At 72.6% G+C, this 18,062-nt stretch carries 18 protein-coding genes; 8 read left to right on the forward strand and 10 right to left on the reverse strand.

Translation table 11 applies throughout. The features are described 5' to 3' along the window. The first annotated feature begins 48 nt into the window (after positions 1-48). Positions 49-717, forward strand: a complete 669-nt coding sequence (gene msrA / locus WDV06_RS01560; RefSeq protein ID WP_395507742.1) for a peptide-methionine (S)-S-oxide reductase MsrA — start codon at positions 49-51, stop codon at positions 715-717. Between the two features lie 102 nt (positions 718-819). Here msrA and WDV06_RS01565 read toward each other — a convergent pair whose 3' ends face one another. Continuing rightward, on the reverse strand, positions 820-1,866 hold the full coding sequence (locus WDV06_RS01565) for an NAD(P)-dependent alcohol dehydrogenase (protein WP_395507743.1): 1,047 nt from the start codon (positions 1,864-1,866) through the stop codon (positions 820-822). A gap of 196 nt (positions 1,867-2,062) precedes the next feature. Here WDV06_RS01565 and WDV06_RS01570 point away from each other — a divergent pair, with 196 nt between their 5' ends. After that, complete coding sequence (locus WDV06_RS01570) at positions 2,063-2,977, forward strand: helix-turn-helix transcriptional regulator (protein WP_395507744.1); 915 nt, start codon at positions 2,063-2,065, stop codon at positions 2,975-2,977. A 70-nt stretch (positions 2,978-3,047) separates the two neighbouring features. Here WDV06_RS01570 and WDV06_RS01575 read toward each other — a convergent pair whose 3' ends face one another. Continuing rightward, positions 3,048-4,301 (reverse strand): L,D-transpeptidase, encoded by a 1,254-nt coding sequence (locus WDV06_RS01575; RefSeq protein WP_395507745.1) that lies wholly within the window; start codon positions 4,299-4,301, stop codon positions 3,048-3,050. A gap of 144 nt (positions 4,302-4,445) precedes the next feature. Beyond that, on the reverse strand, positions 4,446-4,730 hold the full coding sequence (locus WDV06_RS01580) for a hypothetical protein (protein WP_395507746.1): 285 nt from the start codon (positions 4,728-4,730) through the stop codon (positions 4,446-4,448). A 164-nt stretch (positions 4,731-4,894) separates the two neighbouring features. On the opposite strand from WDV06_RS01580, the gene WDV06_RS01585 reads away from it, so the two are divergent. Continuing rightward, positions 4,895-5,239 carry a hypothetical protein gene (locus WDV06_RS01585; RefSeq protein ID WP_395507747.1) on the forward strand — a complete coding sequence of 115 codons (345 nt, stop codon included), beginning with the start codon at positions 4,895-4,897 and terminating at the stop codon, positions 5,237-5,239. An 80-nt stretch (positions 5,240-5,319) separates the two neighbouring features. Here WDV06_RS01585 and hutH read toward each other — a convergent pair whose 3' ends face one another. The 5 genes from hutH to WDV06_RS01610 all read right to left on the reverse strand — a co-directional run bounded on the left by hutH (position 5,320) and on the right by WDV06_RS01610 (position 11,357). Further along, entirely contained in the window at positions 5,320-6,861 is a 1,542-nt protein-coding gene (hutH, locus tag WDV06_RS01590; protein WP_395507780.1) for a histidine ammonia-lyase, read from the reverse strand. A 107-nt stretch (positions 6,862-6,968) separates the two neighbouring features. After that, positions 6,969-8,084: a GGDEF domain-containing protein gene (locus WDV06_RS01595; RefSeq protein ID WP_395507748.1), complete on the reverse strand. Its 1,116-nt coding sequence runs from the start codon at positions 8,082-8,084 to the stop codon at positions 6,969-6,971. Between the two features lie 111 nt (positions 8,085-8,195). Beyond that, positions 8,196-9,005 (reverse strand): enoyl-CoA hydratase/isomerase family protein, encoded by an 810-nt coding sequence (locus WDV06_RS01600; RefSeq protein ID WP_395507749.1) that lies wholly within the window; start codon positions 9,003-9,005, stop codon positions 8,196-8,198. A 30-nt stretch (positions 9,006-9,035) separates the two neighbouring features. Further along, complete coding sequence (locus WDV06_RS01605) at positions 9,036-10,193, reverse strand: adenylate/guanylate cyclase domain-containing protein (RefSeq protein WP_395507750.1); 1,158 nt, start codon at positions 10,191-10,193, stop codon at positions 9,036-9,038. A 297-nt stretch (positions 10,194-10,490) separates the two neighbouring features. Further along, positions 10,491-11,357, reverse strand: a complete 867-nt coding sequence (locus WDV06_RS01610) for a biotin--[acetyl-CoA-carboxylase] ligase (protein WP_395507751.1) — start codon at positions 11,355-11,357, stop codon at positions 10,491-10,493. Between the two features lie 131 nt (positions 11,358-11,488). Between WDV06_RS01610 and WDV06_RS01615 the strand changes: the two genes are divergently transcribed. The 4 genes from WDV06_RS01615 to WDV06_RS01630 all read left to right on the forward strand — a co-directional run bounded on the left by WDV06_RS01615 (position 11,489) and on the right by WDV06_RS01630 (position 14,168). After that, positions 11,489-13,081, forward strand: coding sequence for an acyl-CoA carboxylase subunit beta (locus tag WDV06_RS01615; RefSeq protein ID WP_395507752.1), 1,593 nt, complete (start codon positions 11,489-11,491; stop codon positions 13,079-13,081). 21 nt (positions 13,082-13,102) lie between these two features. After that, positions 13,103-13,315, forward strand: coding sequence for an acyl-CoA carboxylase subunit epsilon (locus WDV06_RS01620; protein ID WP_395507753.1), 213 nt, complete (start codon positions 13,103-13,105; stop codon positions 13,313-13,315). 97 nt (positions 13,316-13,412) lie between these two features. Continuing rightward, the gene (mmpB, locus tag WDV06_RS01625; protein WP_395507754.1) at positions 13,413-13,547 is read left to right on the forward strand and encodes a morphogenic membrane protein MmpB; all 135 of its coding nucleotides are present in this window, start codon (positions 13,413-13,415) and stop codon (positions 13,545-13,547) included. Positions 13,548-13,559: 12 nt separating this feature from the next. Further along, positions 13,560-14,168 carry a Maf family protein gene (locus WDV06_RS01630; protein ID WP_395507781.1) on the forward strand — a complete coding sequence of 203 codons (609 nt, stop codon included), beginning with the start codon at positions 13,560-13,562 and terminating at the stop codon, positions 14,166-14,168. Here WDV06_RS01630 and WDV06_RS01635 read toward each other — a convergent pair. After that, positions 14,149-14,580 carry a hypothetical protein gene (locus WDV06_RS01635; protein WP_395507755.1) on the reverse strand — a complete coding sequence of 144 codons (432 nt, stop codon included), beginning with the start codon at positions 14,578-14,580 and terminating at the stop codon, positions 14,149-14,151. The genes WDV06_RS01630 and WDV06_RS01635 overlap by 20 nt on opposite strands. Positions 14,581-14,958: 378 nt before the next feature. On the opposite strand from WDV06_RS01635, the gene WDV06_RS01640 reads away from it, so the two are divergent. Further along, the gene (locus WDV06_RS01640; RefSeq protein ID WP_395507756.1) at positions 14,959-16,722 is read left to right on the forward strand and encodes an acetyl/propionyl/methylcrotonyl-CoA carboxylase subunit alpha; all 1,764 of its coding nucleotides are present in this window, start codon (positions 14,959-14,961) and stop codon (positions 16,720-16,722) included. A gap of 270 nt (positions 16,723-16,992) precedes the next feature. On the opposite strand, the gene WDV06_RS01645 is transcribed toward WDV06_RS01640, so the two are convergent. Continuing rightward, entirely contained in the window at positions 16,993-17,922 is a 930-nt protein-coding gene (locus WDV06_RS01645; RefSeq protein WP_395507782.1) for a DeoR/GlpR family DNA-binding transcription regulator, read from the reverse strand. Positions 17,923-18,062: the final 140 nt, after the last annotated feature.

Here is an 18,062-nt window from a genome sequence, read left to right on the forward strand (position 1 = left end):
ACCCCCGCCCCCCCCCGTCCGTTGTGCCTCCCACAAGGAGGGAATTCCATGTTCTCGTACCGCCGCACGCCCGAGCTCCCCACCCCCGAGGAGGCCCTCAAGGGCCGCCCGGAGGCGCAGTTCTCCCTGCCCGAGCGCCACACCGTCCTCGGCAACCCCCTCGCCGGCCCCTACCCGGAGGGGCTGGAGGTGGCCGACTTCGGCCTGGGCTGCTTCTGGGGCGCGGAGCGCAAGTTCTGGCAGACCCCCGGCGTGTGGACCACCCTGGCCGGCTACCAGGGCGGCTACACGCGCAACCCGTCGTACGAGGAGGTCTGCTCGGGCCTCACCGGCCACACGGAGGTCGTCCGCGTGGTCTTCGACCCGGCCGCCGTCTCCTACGAAACCCTGCTGAAGCTGTTCTGGGAGTCCCACGACCCCACCCAGGGCTTCCGCCAGGGCAACGACGTCGGCACCCAGTACCGCTCGGCGGTGTACACCCACTCCCCCGCCCACCAGAAGGCCGCCGAAGCCTCCCGCGACGCCTACCAGCGGGTCCTCACGTCCTCGGGCCACGGCACGATCACCACCGCCGTCCTCCCCGCGGAGGACCGCCCCTTCTGGCCGGCGGAGCCGTACCACCAGCAGTACCTCGACAAGAACCCCGGCGGCTACTGCGGCATCGGCGGCACGGGCGTCTCCTGCCCCATCGGCGTGGCCCCGGCCCCCGGGGAGTGACCCGCGCCCGGCGCCACTACGGGGGCGCCGGGCTGATCTCCTCCCACCGGCTACCGGGTCTACGGCGAGCCCGCCGTCCTGGAGGCGGGAGGACGGGCGGGGTCAGATCGTCGAGGTGTCGATGACGAAGCGGTAGCGGACGTCGCTGGACAGGACCCGCTCGTACGCCTCGTTGATCTGCTCGGCGCTGATCACCTCGATCTCCGCGCCCAGGCCGTGCTCGGCGCAGAAGTCGAGCATCTCCTGGGTCTCGGCGATGCCGCCGATCATGGACCCGGCCAGCGTCTTGTTGCCGCCGATGACCGAGAACAGGTTCAGCTCCACCGGCTCCTCCGGGGCGCCCACGTTCACCAGCGCGCCGCCGACCCGCAGCAGGGACAGGTACCGGTCCAGGCCCAGCGGGGCCGAGACCGTGGACAGGATCAGGTCGAAGCGGCCCCTCAGCTCCGTGAAGGTGGCCTCGTCGGCGGTCGCGTGGTAGTGGTCGGCGCCCAGCCGCAGCCCGTCCTCCTTCTTGCGCAGGGACTGCGACAGGACGGTCACCTCCGCGCCCAGCGCGTGCGCGATCTTCACGCCCATGTGCCCGAGGCCGCCGAGGCCGACGACCGCGACCTTCTTGCCCGGCCCGGCGCCCCAGTGCTTCAGCGGGGAGTACAGGGTGATGCCGGCGCACAGCAGGGGCGCGGCCACGTCGAGGGACAGGCCCTCGGGGATGCGCACGGCGTAGTTCTCGTCCACGACCAGGTGCGTGGAGTAGCCGCCGTAGGTGGGCTCGCCGTCCCGGCCGAGCGCGTTGTACGTGCCGGTCGCGCCCTTGACGCAGTGCTGCTCCTGCCCGGCCAGGCAGTACTCGCACGTGCGGCAGCTGTCGACCAGGCAGCCGACGCCGATCCGGTCGCCGACCGCGAACCGGGACACGCCCTCGCCGACCTCGGCCACCACACCGGCGATCTCGTGGCCCGGGACCATGGGGAAGATGCCCTCGCCCCAGCCGTCGCGGGCCTGGTGGATGTCGGAATGGCAGATGCCGGCGTACTTGATCTCGATGAGGACGTCGTGCTCGCCGACCGGGCGGCGCGGAACGGTCGTGCGCTCCAGCGGGGCCTTGGGGGCGGGGGCTGCGTAGGCGGCTGCCTGGGTGACGGACATGGGGTGCTCTCCTCGGACGAGGACGCCGGGGCCCACCGGAAGGGCCGGCCCGGGCGTCCGTACTGCGACGGGCTCCACGATGCCCCGCCGCGCCGCGGCCACCCAGTCCCCTGCTGTGCCTACGACTGCCGGACCTACCCCTGAGGGGGTCAGGCTGAGCCCCGCGCCGTGCCCTCCCGCCACGGATACTGGCGCTATGGACCCCCACCACCTGGACCAACGAGCCGAACTGGGCGACTTCCTCCGTACCTGCCGCGCCCGGCTGCGCCCCGAGGACGTGGGCCTGCCCGACTACGGGCGGCGCCGCGTCCCGGGGCTGCGCCGGGAGGAGCTGGCGCAGCTGGCCGGGGTGTCGGTGGCGTACTACACGCGCCTGGAGCAGGGCCACGGCCACAACGTCTCCGCGGAGGTCCTGGACGCCGTCGCGCGGGCGCTGCGCCTGGGCGACGCCGAGACGGCGCACCTGAACCACCTGGCGAGCCCGCGCACCCGCAAGCAGGGCCGTGCCCGGCGCCCCCAGCAGGTCCGCCCGGAGCTGCGCACGCTGCTGGACGCGATGGAGGGCGTACCGGCGTACCTGGTGGGGCGGCGCCAGGACGTGATCGGCTGGAACCGGTTGGCGGCGGCCGTCTTCGGGGACTTCGGCGCGCACCCGGCGGCGGAGCGGAACCTGGTGCGGCTGGTGTTCCTCGACCCGGCGACGGCGGAGCTGTACGCGGACTGGGAGTGCCGGGCCTGCGAGGTGGTCAGCAACCTGCGCCTGTACGCCGGCCAGCACCCCGACGACGAGCAGCTGACGGCGCTGGTCGGGGAGTTGTCGGTGAAGAACGAGGAGTTCCGCCGGCTGTGGGCGGCGCACACGGTGGCCGACAAGACCCACGGGGTGAAGCGGCTGCGCCACCCGCTGGTGGGCGAGCTGGAGCTGGCCTTCGAGACGCTGACCCTGCCCGACGATCCGGCGCAGTTCCTGGTCACCTTCCACGCGGAGCCCGGCTCCCCGTCGGCGGACGCCCTGCGCCTGCTGTCGTCGTGGACGGCCCCCATGGCCCCGGGGTCCTCGGGCGCGTCCTCGCCCGCGCCCCTGCAGGCGCCCTCGGAGGAGCGGGCCTGAACGCGAACGGCGGGGAGCCCCGAGGACTCCCCGCCGCACGCGCATCGGCTCACCGCCGCGTCACGTCACGTCACGCGGACGGGCCGGCCTTCCACTCCGCCCAGCTCATGTTCCAGCCGTTGAGGCCGTTGTCCGGCTTGATGGTCTTGTCCGGGGAGTTCACCACGGTGACCACGTCGCCGATGAGCGAGTTCTCGTAGAACCAGGCACCGGCGGTGTCCGGGTCGTTGGCGCCCTTGGAGTCGTTGAGACCGACACAGCCGTGGCTGGTGTTCACGCTGCCGAAGATGGAGTCGGCGCCCCAGTAGTTGCCGTGGATGAACGTGCCCGACGTGGACAGCCGCATCGCGTGCGGGACGTCCTTGATGTCGTACTCGCCCTTGCCCTCACTGTTCTTGAAGCCGACGGTGGAGCCGTCCATCCGGGTCTCCTTGAACTTCTCGGAGATCACCATCTGGCCGTTGTAGGTCGGGTTCTCCGGGGAGCCGGCCGAGATCGGGATGGTCTTGAGGACCTGCCCGTCCCGGGTGACCGTCATCTTCTTGGTCTTCGTGTCGACCGTGGAGACCTGGCTCCGGCCGATCTTGAAGGTGACCGTCTTGTTCTGCACGCCCTGGATGCCGGGCGCGCCCTGTACACCCTGGAGCGCCAGCTTCAGGGTGACGGTGGAGTTCGCCTTCCAGTACTGCTCCGGACGGAAGTCCAGGCGCTGGTTGCCGAACCAGTGGCCGACGACCTCCTGGCCGCTGCTGGAGGTGACCGTGATGGCCGCCTGGACGGCCTTCATGTCCTTGATCGGCTTGTTGAAGTTGATCGAGACCGGCATGCCCACGCCGACCGTCTGACCCTCTTCCGGCGTGTAGTCGCCGATGAAGCTGTTCTCGGGCGAGAGGGTGGTGAAGGAGGCGTTCTCGTGTGCCTCGCGCCCCGACTCGTCCTTCGCGGTCGCCGACAGGGCGTACTTCGTGGAACGCTTCAGCGCCGCGTCCGGCTTCCAGCTCTTGCCGTCGGCCGCGATCTTGCCTTCGACGGCCGTACCGTCCGAGCTCTTCAACTCGACCTTGGTGAGCGTTCCGTCGCTGACCGTGACGCTCGCTCCGTCGGTCGTGGCTATGTTGGTGGCGCCGTCCTTCGGCGTGATCGCTATCTTCGCCTTGGAGGCGTCCTTCGCCGCCGCCGCGTCGACATCGGCCTGCGACTTGGCCGTGCCGTCCTGCGACTTGTCGGCACCCCCGTCATTGCAGGCCGAAAGCATCAGTACGCCGCCGAGCACGGCGGACACGGCCACCAGGGGCCTTCGCCGCCGCTTGCTGTACGTCCTCACACGTCACTCCATCGTTGCCGGAAACCCCGAGGCTGCATTCCCGGGATCGGGCCGGGCAGGGGGCATCGCCCCCTGCACGTCCTGACAACGCGTTAACGACGCGGATCGGTTCCACACTCCGTTCGAATGTGTGCAACCCCACGGTCAGGCGTTGTCGGCCTCTTCTTCGAAGTGCCCATCTTCCTCGTCCAGGTCCCACTCCAGGGACTCGGGGTCGTATTCGACGGGCTCGCTGCTCCAGGAGGCCTGGGCCAGCTCCACACCGGCGAGCTCCGCGACCAGGTCCGTCGGGTCGACGAGGTAGGCCAGGGCCTCCGACTCATCTTCCCGCACCGCGGACTCGGCGTGGCCGCGTTCCTCGTCCGGCATGAACTCGTCGGCCTTGATGTGGGCGAGGGCGGCGCCGATGAGGGCATCGGAATCCGACACCTCCAGCACCAAATCCACCCGAAGTCGTACATAACGTGAGGTCTCAGAAGGGTTCATACGACGGAGAGTAAGCCCGCGACAGCCTCGACTTTCCCACGACCCGCCCCTTTCACTAGCATCTGCGCTCACGGCCAATTCGCTGCTTCCGCAAGGGGGATCGCCCCGTGTCCGCACGCCGACCGCTGCTCACCGCTCTCGGAGCGACCACCCTCCTCGCCGCCCTCTGGTTCGTCCCGTCGGCGAACGCCACCGCCCCGGCCCCCGAGACCTCCTCCGGAGCCCCCGCGGCCGCCAACACGGGCACGGTGACGGTCACGGGCGACGGGACCGACGAAGGCGGGGAGGACGGCGCCGCCGCCCCGGAGGCACGCCCCGCGACGATCACGGTCCTCTCCCTGGCCGACACGGGCAGCGTGGACACCACCCCGTACGTCCTGGGCGGCACCCTCTGCCTGGGCCTGGGAGCGGGCTTCGTCACCTTCTCCGTCCGCCGCTCGCGGGTGGGTTAGGGCCTGTCGCGGAGGGGCAAAGCCGAAGGCCGCGCCCCGGGTTCCTCCGGAGCGCGGCCTCTGCCGGCAGGGTGCGGCCGCTACGCCAGCGGGCCCGTCACGGGCTCGACCGCCGCCACCAGGCCGCCCGCGCGGACGAAGGCGTCGGCCGCCGCGAGGTCGGGGGCCAGGAAGCGGTCCGGGCCGGGGCCCTCGACGCCCGCCGCGCGGACGGCCGCGAGCGCGGCCTGGCTGGCGGGGGCGGGGGTGAGGCCGTGGCGCAGCTCCAGGGCGCGGGTGGCCGCGTACAGCTCGATGGCGATGATGCGGGTCAGGTTGTCGACCGCGGTGCGCAGCTTGCGCGCCGCCGACCAGCCCATGGACACGTGGTCCTCCTGCATGGCGGAGGAGGGGATGGAGTCGGCCGAGGCCGGGACGGCGAGCCGCTTCATCTCGCTGACCAGGGCGGCCTGCGTGTACTGGGCGATCATGAGGCCGGAGTCGACGCCGGCGTCCTCCGCGAGGAACGGCGGCAGACCATGGCTGCGGTTCTTGTCCAGGAGGCGGTCGGTGCGCCGTTCGGCGATGGAGCCGAGGTCCGCTGCGGCGATGGCCAGGAAGTCCAGGACGTAGGCCACGGGCGCGCCGTGGAAGTTGCCGTTGGACTCGACCCGGCCGTCGGGCAGGACGACCGGGTTGTCGACGGAGGAGGCCAGCTCGCGGGAGGCGACGAGGGCGGCGTGCGCGAGGGTGTCGCGGCCGGCGCCGGCGACCTGGGGGGCGCAGCGCACGGAGTAGGCGTCCTGCACGCGCGGCGCGGACTCCTCCTGGAAGTGCCCGGTGAGCCCGGAGCCCTTGAGCACCGCGGCCATGTTGGCGGCGGCGGCGCCCTGGCCGGGGTGGGGGCGGATGGCGTGCAGCTCGGGCGCGAGGACCTTCTCCGAGCCGAGCAGCGCCTCCAGGGTGAGGGCGGCGGTGATGTCGGCGGAGGTGTAGAGGGTGCGCAGGTCGGCGAGGGCCATGACCAGCATGCCGAGCATGCCGTCGGTGCCGTTGAGGAGGGCGAGGCCCTCCTTCTCGCGGAGCTCGACGGGCTCGATGCCGTGCTCGGCGAGGAGTTCGCCGGCCGGGCGGACGACGCCGTCGGGGCCCTCGGCGTCGCCTTCGCCCATGAGCGCGAGGGCGCAGTGGGACAGGGGCGCGAGGTCGCCGGAGCAGCCGAGGGAGCCGTACTCGTGGACGACGGGGGTGATGCCCGCGTTGAGCAGGTCGGCCATGGTCTGGGCGACCGACGGCCGTACGCCGGTGTGACCGGAGGCCACCGTCTTCAGGCGCAGGAACATCAGGGCGCGGACGACCTCGCGCTCGACGCGGGGGCCCATGCCGGCGGCGTGCGAGCGGACGATGTTGCGCTGGAGCTGCGCGCGCAGCTCGGGGCTGATGTGCCGGGAGGCGAGGGCGCCGAAGCCGGTCGAGACGCCGTAGACGGGCTCGGGCTTGGCGGCGAGCGCGTCGACGATCTCGCGGGCGCGGCCGAGGGCGTCCAGCGCCTCGCCGGACAGCTCGACCCGCGCGTTGCCTCGGGCGACGGCGATGACGTCCTCGGCGGTGGTCCCGGAGGTCCCCACCACGACAGTGTGCATATCCATATTCAGCACCCTACGGACTGAATCCCTTCATGTCACTAGCTGAGAATGTCACGATCGGGTCGGCTGGTTACCCCTTACGGATCAACCTCCGCCCCGGCCGCCTACTGCCGCCCCCGGAACCGCCGCCGCTCCCCCGGCGACTCACGGGCCGCCGCATCGGCCAGCCGCACCACCGCCGTGTCCCGTCCCGCGACCACCGGGCCCGTGGACCGGGCCGCCTTCGCCTTGTACTGCGCCGCGTCGGCCAGCCGGAACAGCCGCCGGGAGGACTTCACCGCCCCGATCGGGTCTCCGGTGGAGGCCACCCCGCAGGCCACGCCCTCCCCCAGCTCCAGCGCGGCGGCCCGTACGCACACCTCCTCGGTGACCCGCACCACCTCGTCCGCCGACGGGCCGACGCTGACCAGGCAGAACTCGTCCCCGCCCAGCCGCGCCACCAGCGACCCCGCCAGCAGGGCCCCGCACAGGCTGAGCACCGAGCCGAACCGTTCCAGCAGCCGGTCGCCCGTCGCGTGGCCGAGGGTGTCGTTGACCTTCTTGAGGCCGTTGAGATCGCAGACCACCAGGCTCACCACCGCCCCCGTACGCCGGTGCTCCTCCAACGCCTCGTCGAGCCGCATGTCCACCGCCCGGCGGTTGGCCAGACCGGTCAGCGGATCGGTGAAGGCCAGGCGCCGGGCCTCCTCCAGGCGCTCGTTCTGCGCGAGCCCGGCCGCCACGACGGCCGCGAGGACGGTCGCGAACTCCGCGTCGGTGTCGTCGAACCCGGGGAGCCCCTCGTTCCGGGCGACGTACAGCTCCCCCCAGGCGCGCCCGCTGAGCACGATCGGCGCGACCACGCACGTCCCGCGCCCGCGCGCCCTCAGGGCCGCGGCCCGGCGCCCCGGCCGGCCCCCGTCGGCGCTGTCGACCCAGGCGTGCGGCCCGCCGCCGCCGGCCCAGCGCTCGTGCAGGAACTCGGCGATCTCCGGGAAGTCGTGCACGGGGTAGGACTCGTCCTCGGGGAACTCCTGCTCCCCGGGCCGCAGCTCCCCCTCGTTCACCAGGACCCGCAGCCGGCCCCGCTCCCGCTCCCAGGCGGAGATGGCCGCGAAGGACCCGTCCATCGCCAGCCGGGCCCCCCGGGCCGCGGCCCGGACGCTGTCCCGCGGCGCGCAGGCCGCCGCCATGGCCTGCGCGAGGCCCACGACGGCCCGAAGCCGTCCGTCAACTCCCATCACCCCAGATTAGGGAGGTTTATCCGATTAAGTGAGGGATGGCGCGAGTTTGGGTGAACCCGAAACCACATCGCGCGGCCGCCACCGGACGGCGAGCGGTCCGCTACCGCCCTACCGGCCCGGCCACTGCGGCTTGCGCTTCTCGTTGAACGCCGCCACGCCCTCCGCCCGGTCGCCCGAGAAGGCCACCGTCCGCCAGGCCGCGTCCTCGATCTCCAGCCCGGCCGTCAGGTCCATCCCGTGCCCCAGCCGCAGCGCCCGCTTGGCCGCGCGCAGTCCGACCGGGGAGTTCGCCGCCATCGCCGCCGCCAGCTCCAGCGCCCGCGCGCGGTCCCCGCCGGCCGGCGCCACCTCGTCCACCAGCCCCAGGGACAGCGCCTCGGACGCCTCCACCCGGCGGGCCGTGAAGATCAGCTCGGCGGCCCGCGCCGCGCCGACCCGGCGCGGCAGCAGCTGCGTCCCGCCGCCGCCGGGGATCACGCCGACCGACACCTCCGGCAGCCCCACGACCGCCGTCTCGTCGGCCACGATCACGTCGCAGGCCAGCGCCAGCTCGAAGCCGCCGCCCAGGGCGAAGCCGTGCACCGCCGCGACCGTCGGCATCGGCAGCTCCAGCACGCCCCCGTACGCACCGCGGGTGGTCGGCCGCTGCCGCACCAGCTCGGCGTCCGACAGCGAGTTGCGCTCCTTGAGGTCCGCGCCCACGCAGAAGGCCCGCTCGTGGGTGGAGGACAGGACGACGACCCGTACGCCGTCGTCCGCCGCGAGCGCGTCGCAGGCGGCGGAGATCGAGCGCGCCATCTCCGTCGAGACGGCGTTCATGGCCTTGGGCCGGTCCAGCACCAGCTCCGCGACCACCCCGCCGTCACCGTGCCGCCGCACCGCCACGAACTCCCCGAACCGGACTTCGCTCCCGCCCACGGCACACTCTCCCGGAAAAGTTAACGAACGTTACCCGGGGATCTTAGGCGTCCGCCGCGTCAACGACCAGGGCTCCACGACACCCAGTCCGCGCACCGGCCGCTGCCACATCGGCTGGAGCGCGAAACGGTACGAGCCGCCGCCCTCCTCGTTCTCGGCGTCCTTCTCGGACTTCGGCGCGGCCCCCGTCCGGCCCAGCTCCTCGGCCATCGCGCCGTCCACCAGCACCGCGTCCTTCGGCGCTATGGAGGTCAGCCGGCTGGCCAGGTTCACCGTCGTCCCGAAGACGTCGCCCATCCGGGTCGTCACCGTCCCGAACGCTATGCCGACGCGCAGCTCCGGCATCTTCGCGTCCGCCTCCATCGTCTCGATCAGCCGCAGCGCGATCTCCGCCGCCGTCGCCGCGTCGTCGGCGGCGTAGAGCACCTCGTCGCCGAGCGTCTTGATCAGCCGGCCGCCGTGCGCGGCGACCAGGTCCGCAGCCGTCGTCTCGAAGGCCTCGACCAGCTCGCCGAGCTCCTCCTCCTCCAGCCTGCGGGTGAGCCGGGTGAACCCCACCAGGTCCGCGAAGCCCACCGCGAGCCGCCGGTCGACCATCTCCTCGTCGTCCGCGACCTGCACCACCCGGCCCGTGGCCGCCGCCAGCTGGCGCCGCCACACGTAGACGAGGAACTCCTCCAGCTCCGGCAGCAGCAGCTCCACCAGCGGGTACGTGACCTCCGTACGGGTCATCCCGGGCTCCGGCGGCTCCGTCAGCCCCTCCAGGAAGGAGTCGATCTGCCATTCGGCCAGCCGGGCCGTGGTCTGCCCGGTGGAACGCGCCACCTGCACCGCCATCGGCTCGGACAGCAGCCCGGCCTCCACCAGGCCCGCGAGGCGCCGCAGCGCCAGGACGTCGGCCTCGGTCAGGGCCCTGGCCTGCCCGATGTCCGCGAAACCCATGGCCCGCCAGAAGCGGGAGGCCAGCTCCATCGACACACCGGCGCTGCGGGCCGCCTGGAAGGGCGTGTAGCGCCGCTCGGCGCCCAGGATGAGCTGCTCCAGCCGGATGGCGAGCGGATCGGCCGTGGGCTGCGCCGCGTGGTCGACCTCGTGGAAGGGGGTGTGCTGGTCCCGCCCGATCGGGGTCCCGTGACCGCCCGCGGGGCCGGAGGGGGACGCGCTGGACGTAGAGTCGCCGACGGTCAAGGGCCGCCTCCTGTCCATTCCGTGCGCATTCCCGGGAGCCCGACGGGATCGCCTAAACCATACGGCAGGTGTGCCGTAGCTCACTCACCCCTCTTTCGGGAGGCCCTTCGTCTCCGGGGCGCCCGAGCCCGGCCGACGGCTCCGCGCGCGCTCGAAAACCGCTCGTACCCCGCGGTTTCCTCCGCGCGCCCGGACCCGTTCCCCGGGCGCGGCCCCTCGGCTCAGAGCCTCGTGCCCGCTTCGGCCGGACAGGGGACCCTCGCGCCCCGGCCCCGCACCCGGCCCCCTTTCCAGCCTCTACCTCACCTGCCGCAGGTGCACCACGTCTCCCGCGCCTACCGCCACCCGCTCCCCCTCGGCCGTCCGGATCACCAGGTGCCCCTCGGTGTCCAGCGCCTCGGCCGTCCCGGTGAGCTCCCGACCCCCCGGCAGGTCCGCCCGGACGTGCCGGCCGAGCGTGGCGCAGCCCGCCGCGTACGTCTCCTGGAGCCCGCTGTCCCCGGGGTCCCCGGCGGCGTCGCGCCAGCGCCCGTACCACTCCTCCAGGGACCGCAGCACGGCCTTCAGGAGCGGTTCCCGGTCCGTCACCGCCGCCTTCGCGAGCGTCAGGGAACCCGCCTGCGGCACGGGGAGCTCGTCCTCGGTGAGGGTCACGTTGAGGCCGATCCCGATGACCACCCCGTCCCCCACCCGCTCGGCGAGGATCCCGCCGGCCTTGCGCTCCTCGCCCTCCACCGTCACCAGCAGGTCGTTGGGCCACTTGAGCAGCGCGTCCACACCCGCGGCCCGCGACAGCCCGGTCGCGGTGGCCACCCCGGCGAGCAGGGCCAGCCACGCCCACCGCTCCTCGGGCACGCCCGGGCCCGGCTTGAGCAGCACGGAGAAGAACAGCCCGGACCGGGCCGGCGCGACCCAGCTGCGGTCGAGGCGCCCCCGGCCGGCGGTCTGCTCCTCGGCGACCAGCACGGCCCCCTCGGGCAGCCCGGCGGCCCGCGCGGCGAGATCGGAGTTGGTGGACCCGGTGGAGGGAACGACCTCCAGGGAGGTCCACAGCCCGCCCCCGGTGACGAGGGCCCGCGAGAGGGCGGAGGCGTTCAGGGGCGGCCGGTCCAGGCTCGACCAGCGGCCCGGCGTCGCTCCGGCTGAAGCATCTTGTGGAGTCATGCAACCCAATGTAGGTGTGTCAAACGCCGCACTGCCGAGCGCCATGCCCGCCGATACGCTACGCACCAGTAGCCAGCAGCAGTCAATCAATTGACCAGGCAGTTGACACCACACAGGGAGCCGCGACCCCGATGTCCCAACCCTCAGAGCCGATCGACATGCACACGACCGCGGGCAAGCTCGCGGACCTGCGGCGCCGAGTCGAGGAAGCCACGCACGCCGGTTCCGAGCGCGCCGTCGAGAAGCAGCACGCCAAGGGCAAGCTGACGGCACGTGAGCGAGTGGCGTTGCTGCTGGACGAGGGGTCGTTCGTCGAGCTGGACGAGTTCGCCCGGCACCGGTCGACCAACTTCGGACTGGAGAAGACCCGCCCCTACGGCGACGGCGTCGTCACCGGCTACGGCACGGTCGACGGCCGCCCGGTGGCCGTGTTCTCACAGGACTTCACCGTCTTCGGCGGAGCCCTCGGCGAGGTCTACGGCCAGAAGATCATCAAGGTGATGGACTTCGCGCTGAAGACCGGCTGCCCGGTCGTCGGCATCAACGACTCCGGCGGCGCCCGCATCCAGGAGGGCGTCAGCGCGCTGGGCATGTACGGCGAGATCTTCCGCCGCAACGTCCACGCCTCCGGCGTGATCCCGCAGATCAGCCTGGTCGTCGGCCCCTGCGCCGGCGGCGCCGTCTACTCCCCGGCCATCACCGACTTCACGGTCATGGTCGACCAGACCTCGCACATGTTCATCACCGGCCCGGACGTCATCAAGACTGTCACCGGCGAGGACGTCGGCTTCGAGGAGCTGGGCGGTGCGCGGACCCACAACTCCACCTCGGGCGTGGCGCACCACATGGCGGGTGACGAGAAGGACGCCATCGAGTACGTGAAGTCGCTCCTCGCGTACCTGCCGTCGAACAACCTCTCCGAGCCGCCGGCCTTCCCGGAGGAGGCGGACACCGAGGTCTCCGACGCCGACCTCGAACTCGACGTGCTGATCCCGGACAGTGCGAACCAGCCGTACGACATGCACACTGTGATTGAGCACGTGCTGGACGACGGGGAGTTCCTGGAGACGCAGTCCCTGTTCGCCCCGAACATCCTCACCGGCTTCGGCCGCGTCGAGGGACACCCGGTGGGCGTGGTCGCCAACCAGCCGATGCAGTTCGCCGGCTGCCTGGACATCAACGCCTCGGAGAAGGCCGCCCGCTTCGTACGGACGTGCGACGCCTTCAACATCCCGGTGCTGACGTTCGTCGACGTCCCGGGCTTCCTCCCGGGCACGGACCAGGAGTACAACGGAATCATCCGGCGCGGGGCGAAGCTGATCTACGCCTACGCCGAGGCCACCGTCCCCCTCATCACCGTCATCACCCGCAAGGCCTTCGGCGGCGCCTACGACGTCATGGGCTCCAAGCACCTCGGCGCTGACCTGAACCTGGCCTGGCCGACCGCCCAGATCGCCGTCATGGGCGCGCAGGGCGCGGTGAACATCCTGCACCGGCGCACCATCGCGGAAGCCGCTCCGGAGGAGGTGGAGGAGACCCGGGCCCGGCTCATCACCGAGTACGAGGACACCCTGCTCAACCCCTACACCGCCGCCGAGCGCGGTTACATCGACGCGGTGACCATGCCGTCCGAGACCCGCGCCCACGTGGTGAAGGGACTGCGGCAGCTGCGCACCAAGCGGGAGTCGCTGCCCCCGAAGAAGCACGGCAACATCCCCCTCTAGGTTCCCGAGGAGCTCACAGTGATGATCAAGGTCGTCAAGGGCAACCCGACCCCCGAGGAGCTGGCCGCCGCACTGGCGGTGGTCCACCTGCGCGCGGCGGCGCTGGCCTCGGCGCCGTCGGGCGCGCCCCGGGTCCCGGACGAGTGGGCGGCGCCGGGCCGGGTGGCCCGCCGGCACGCGCTGCGGCCGGGGCCGCGGGCGTGGGGGCGTACGTACTGGCCCCACCAGGGCTGAACCCGCGCGGCGCCCGCGGAATATGGCGCGAACGGACGGTGGCGCCTGAGTACCCGTACTCAGGCGCCACCCGGTGTACCAGGGCAAGGATCGGAGCATGCTCTGGTCAGACCCGAAGGACGAGCCGCCGAAGGACATGCGCGACGCCCAGGCCATGCTGCGGCGGATGCTCGTGGTGCTGCTGCTGGCGACGGTGGTGGGCATCTACGTACTGGGCGTGGCGCCGTTCTAGACACGGCCTAGGCTGGCCCCCATGACCGTACGCACGCTCGTCCTCGCCTCCGCCTCCCCCGCCCGGCTGAACCTGCTGCGGCAGGCCGGTCTGGCCCCGCACGTGATCGTCAGCGGCTTCGACGAGGACACGCTGAACCACGACGAGCCGGCCGGGCTGGCGCTGGCCCTGGCCGAGGCCAAGGCGGGGGTGGTGGCCGAGCTGCCGGAGGCCGCCGGCGCGCTGGTGATCGGCTGCGACTCGGTGCTGGAGCTGGACGGCGAGGCGCTGGGCAAGCCCGCCGACGCGGCGGAGGCCACGGCCCGCTGGAAGTCGATGCGCGGGCGGGCCGGCGTCCTGCGCACGGGCCACTGCGTGATCGACACGGCGACGGGGCGTCAGGTCTCGGCGACGGCCTCGACGACGGTCCGCTTCGGCGAGCCGACGGACGCGGAGGTGGCGGCGTACGTGGAGAGCGGTGAGCCGCTGCACGTGGCCGGGGCGTTCACCCTGGACGGGCTGTCGTCCGCGTTCATCGACGGCATCGACGGGGACCCGGGCAACGTCATCGGCCTGTCGATGCCGCTGCTGCGCTCCCTGCTGGGCGAACTGGACGTTTCCATCACGGACTTGTGGGTCTGAGCCCCTGCCGCGGCGGTCCCGTCCGGTCCCCGTGGAGGATCAGGGTCCCCGCGATCAGGCAGAAGGCCGACATGACCGCCGCGAAGGCGCCCCAGCCGACGAGTGCGGCGGCGAGGGCGCCGAGGACCACATGGGTGACGGCGGCGGCGACGAGCACCACCCGGGCGGTGCGACCGGGCGGGTGGTCGCGCACGGCGGCTGCGGCGAGGAGCGCGGCGGCCAGCAGGAGGAAGGCCCCGAGGGCGGCCCCCAGCCCGTACGTCGCCTTGGACATGACCTCCGGGTCACTGCCGGCGACCGACATCGACTGACCGGCCGTCGCCCGGCCGAGCACGAGATGGACGACCACGAGCACCGCCGCCTCGGCGACGAGCGCGAGCGCGCCCAGCCCCGCCACGAGTCTGCGCAGCACGACGCCCCCATCCCTCCCACGCCACAAGCGTGTTCGACGCCACGGAGGCTACTAACGAGTAAACCCGCGGACAAGGGGTTCGGGCCGCTCCGTTACGGGACCGGGGCCGTGACGGCTCTCACGCAAAGATTGCCTAGGCCGTTCGTAGGGACTCCACAAAGAATCGACGGGGGCCGCTGACCCGCCGAACAGAGACCTTCGACGCGCCACGGGGTTACTGTGCAGTCGGGGATCTCCCTGACCTGGGGCGACACAAGGGTTTTCACACTCAAGGGGCACTCGCATCACGCTCTGTGTGGGCAAGCTCACCACCGGGGAAGGGTCGTAAGGCCGTGTCGGCAGTCCCTAAACTCAGCTTGTTTCAAGGAGGGAGCCATCGTGCGCAAGGTGCTCATCGCCAACCGTGGCGAAATCGCTGTCCGCGTTGCTCGGGCCTGCCGGGACGCCGGGATCGCGAGCGTAGCCGTCTACGCCGATCCGGACCGGGACGCTCTGCACGTCCGCGCGGCAGACGAAGCTTTCGCGTTGGGCGGTGACACCCCTGCGGCCAGCTACCTCGACATCGGCAAGGTCCTGCAGGCCGCCGCCGACTCGGGTGCGGACGCCATCCACCCCGGATACGGCTTCCTGTCCGAGAACGCCGAATTCGCCCAGGCCGTCATCGACGCGGGCCTGACCTGGATCGGCCCGCCGCCGCAGGCCATCCGCGACCTCGGCGACAAGGTGGCCGCCCGCCACATCGCCCAGCGCGCCGGCGCCCCGCTGGTCGCCGGCACCCCCGACCCGGTCTCCGGGGCGGAGGAGGTCGTCGCCTTCGCCGAGCAGAACGGGCTGCCCATCGCGATCAAGGCCGCCTTCGGCGGCGGCGGCCGCGGTCTGAAGGTCGCCCGCACCCTCGAAGAGGTCCCCGAGCTGTACGAGTCCGCCGTGCGCGAGGCCGTGGCCGCCTTCGGCCGCGGCGAGTGCTTCGTCGAGCGCTACCTCGACAAGCCGCGCCACGTCGAGACCCAGTGCCTGGCCGACTCCCACGGCAACGTGGTCGTCGTCTCCACGCGTGACTGCTCGCTCCAGCGCCGCCACCAGAAGCTCGTCGAGGAGGCCCCGGCCCCGTTCCTGTCCGAGGCCCAGAACGCCGAGCTCTACGCCGCGTCCAAGGCCATCCTCAAGGAGGCCGGCTACGTCGGCGCGGGCACCGTCGAGTTCCTCGTCGGCACCGACGGCACGATCTCCTTCCTGGAGGTCAACACCCGCCTCCAGGTCGAGCACCCCGTGACCGAGGAGGTCGCCGGCATCGACCTGGTCCGCGAGATGTTCCGCATCGCCGACGGCGAGGAGCTCGGCTACGGGGACCCGGTCCTGCGCGGCCACTCCTTCGAGTTCCGCATCAACGGCGAGGACCCGGGCCGCAACTTCCTGCCCGCCCCCGGCACCGTCACCCGGTTCGACGCCCCGACCGGCCCGGGCGTGCGCCTGGACGCCGGCGTGGAGGCCGGCTCGGTCATCGGCCCCGCCTGGGACTCGCTGCTGGCCAAGCTGATCGTCACCGGCGCCACCCGCGAGCAGGCCCTCCAGCGGGCCGCGCGCGCCCTGGCGGAGTTCAACGTGGAGGGCATGGCCACCGCCATCCCGTTCCACCGCGCGGTCGTCGCCGACCCCGCCTTCGCCCCGGCCGACGGCAACCCGTTCACGGTCCACACCCGCTGGATCGAGACCGAGTTCGTCAACGAGATCCCGCCGTTCTCGGCTCCGGCCGCCGACGACACCGAGGACGAGCCCGGCCGCGAGACCGTCGTCGTCGAGGTCGGCGGCAAGCGGCTGGAGGTCTCCCTCCCGTCCTCGCTGGGCATGACCCTGGCCCGCACGGCCGCCGCGGGCGGCGCCAAGCCGAAGCGCCGCGCGGCCAAGAAGTCCGGCCCGGCCGCCTCCGGTGACACCCTCGCCTCGCCGATGCAGGGCACGATCGTGAAGGTCGCCGTGGAGGAGGGCCAGCAGGTCAACGAGGGCGACCTGATCGTCGTCCTGGAGGCGATGAAGATGGAGCAGCCGCTGAACGCGCACCGCTCCGGCACGATCGTCGGCCTGACGGCCGAGGTCGGCGCGAGCCTCACCTCCGGCGCCACGATCTGCGAGATCAAGGACTGACGCCCCCGCACATCACGAAGGCCCCCGCCCCGGACCATCCCCCGGGCCGGGGGCCTTCGCGCGCGGCAGGATCCAGCCCGCCGGCGTTCGAGGCGCGGGGGCCTGGGGGCGGAGCCGCCAGGGAGCGGGCCCCCGCCGGGGCCCCAGCGCGCCGCCGGCCGGTGTCCGACGGGCCGCCCTGGCGGGGACGGCCCGGTGGACACCGGCCGGGGGCACGGCGGCGGAAGCCGGCGGACGGGACCTCGGCGGCGAACGCCGAGCGGCCGGCGGCTAGCGGCGCCGCATGTCGGCGACCCGGGCCCGCTCCCCCGCCTGCTGCTCCAGCAGCCCCGCGGGCGCGCTCCGCAGCTGCGCCGTCGGTCCGCCCCGCCGCTGCACCGGCAGCGGCGCGTCCCGGCGCGGCCTGCGCCCCGGCATGCCCTCCCCGGCGCCCCCGTGCCCGCCGGAGGCCGGCGCGGCCCCGGCCACGGTGATCTGCACGCCCTGGTCGGCGAGCGCCTGGAGCTCGGTGGCGGCCCGGTCGTCGTGCGGCGGGGGCTCGTCCGTCACGAGCCGCGTCATCACGTCCGTCGGCACCGTCTGGAACATCGTGTCGGTGCCCAGCTTCGTGTGGTCGGCGAGGACCACCACCTCCGCCGCCGCCTGCACCAGCGCCCGGTCCACGCTCGCGGAGAGCATGTTGGACGTGGACAGCCCGCGCTCGGCGGTCAGACCGCTGCCGGACAGGAAGGCCCGCGACACCCGCAGCCCCTGGAGGGACTGCTCGGCGCCGCTGCCGACGAGGGCGTAGTTCGACCCGCGCAGCGTGCCGCCGGTCATCACCACCTCCACCCGGTTGGCGTGCGCCAGCGCCTGGGCGACGAGCAGCGAGTTGGTGACGACGGTCAGACCGGGCACCCGTGCGAGCCGGCGGGCCAGCTCCTGGGTCGTGGTGCCCGCGCCGACGACGACGGCCTCGCCTTCTTCGACGAGGCCGGCCGCGACATCGGCGATGGCGGTCTTCTCCGCCGTCGCGAGATGGGATTTTTGCGGAAAGCCGGACTCCCGCGTGAAACCGCCCGGCAAGACCGCACCGCCGTGCCGGCGGTCGAGGAGTCCTTCTGCCTCCAGTGCCCGCACGTCCCGCCGTACGGTCACTTCGGAGGTCTGGACGACGCGGGCGAGCTCACGGAGCGAAACCGCTCCGTTGGCACGCACCATTTCGAGGATCAATTGGCGACGTTCAGCAGCGAACACGAAACTGACAGTAACCCCAACGACCGTCTTGTTTCAGCTCCTTGCGCCGGAATACCGAAGTTGTCCATACCGTGGGGCGACAAGTGGTATACGCGTCCGAACGG

Source organism: Streptomyces racemochromogenes (genome assembly GCF_044129415.1).
Classification (GTDB): domain Bacteria; phylum Actinomycetota; class Actinomycetes; order Streptomycetales; family Streptomycetaceae; genus Streptomyces; species Streptomyces racemochromogenes_A.

What these genes read in the sequence shown, in the direction of transcription:
- WDV06_RS01595 (WP_395507748.1), bottom strand. Translation starts at nt 8,084, where the DNA reads ATGGGAGTTGACGGACGGCTTCGGGCCGTCGTGGGCCTCGCGCAGGCC.
- WDV06_RS01620 (WP_395507753.1), top strand. Translation starts at nt 13,103, where the DNA reads ATGATCAAGGTCGTCAAGGGCAACCCGACCCCCGAGGAGCTGGCCGCC.
- hutH (WP_395507780.1), bottom strand. Translation starts at nt 6,861, where the DNA reads ATGCACACTGTCGTGGTGGGGACCTCCGGGACCACCGCCGAGGACGTC.
- WDV06_RS01610 (WP_395507751.1), bottom strand. Translation starts at nt 11,357, where the DNA reads ATGACTCCACAAGATGCTTCAGCCGGAGCGACGCCGGGCCGCTGGTCG.
- msrA (WP_395507742.1), top strand. Translation starts at nt 49, where the DNA reads ATGTTCTCGTACCGCCGCACGCCCGAGCTCCCCACCCCCGAGGAGGCC.
- WDV06_RS01570 (WP_395507744.1), top strand. Translation starts at nt 2,063, where the DNA reads ATGGACCCCCACCACCTGGACCAACGAGCCGAACTGGGCGACTTCCTC.
- WDV06_RS01645 (WP_395507782.1), bottom strand. Translation starts at nt 17,922, where the DNA reads ATGGTGCGTGCCAACGGAGCGGTTTCGCTCCGTGAGCTCGCCCGCGTC.
- mmpB (WP_395507754.1), top strand. Translation starts at nt 13,413, where the DNA reads ATGCTCTGGTCAGACCCGAAGGACGAGCCGCCGAAGGACATGCGCGAC.
- WDV06_RS01565 (WP_395507743.1), bottom strand. Translation starts at nt 1,866, where the DNA reads ATGTCCGTCACCCAGGCAGCCGCCTACGCAGCCCCCGCCCCCAAGGCC.
- WDV06_RS01615 (WP_395507752.1), top strand. Translation starts at nt 11,489, where the DNA reads ATGTCCCAACCCTCAGAGCCGATCGACATGCACACGACCGCGGGCAAG.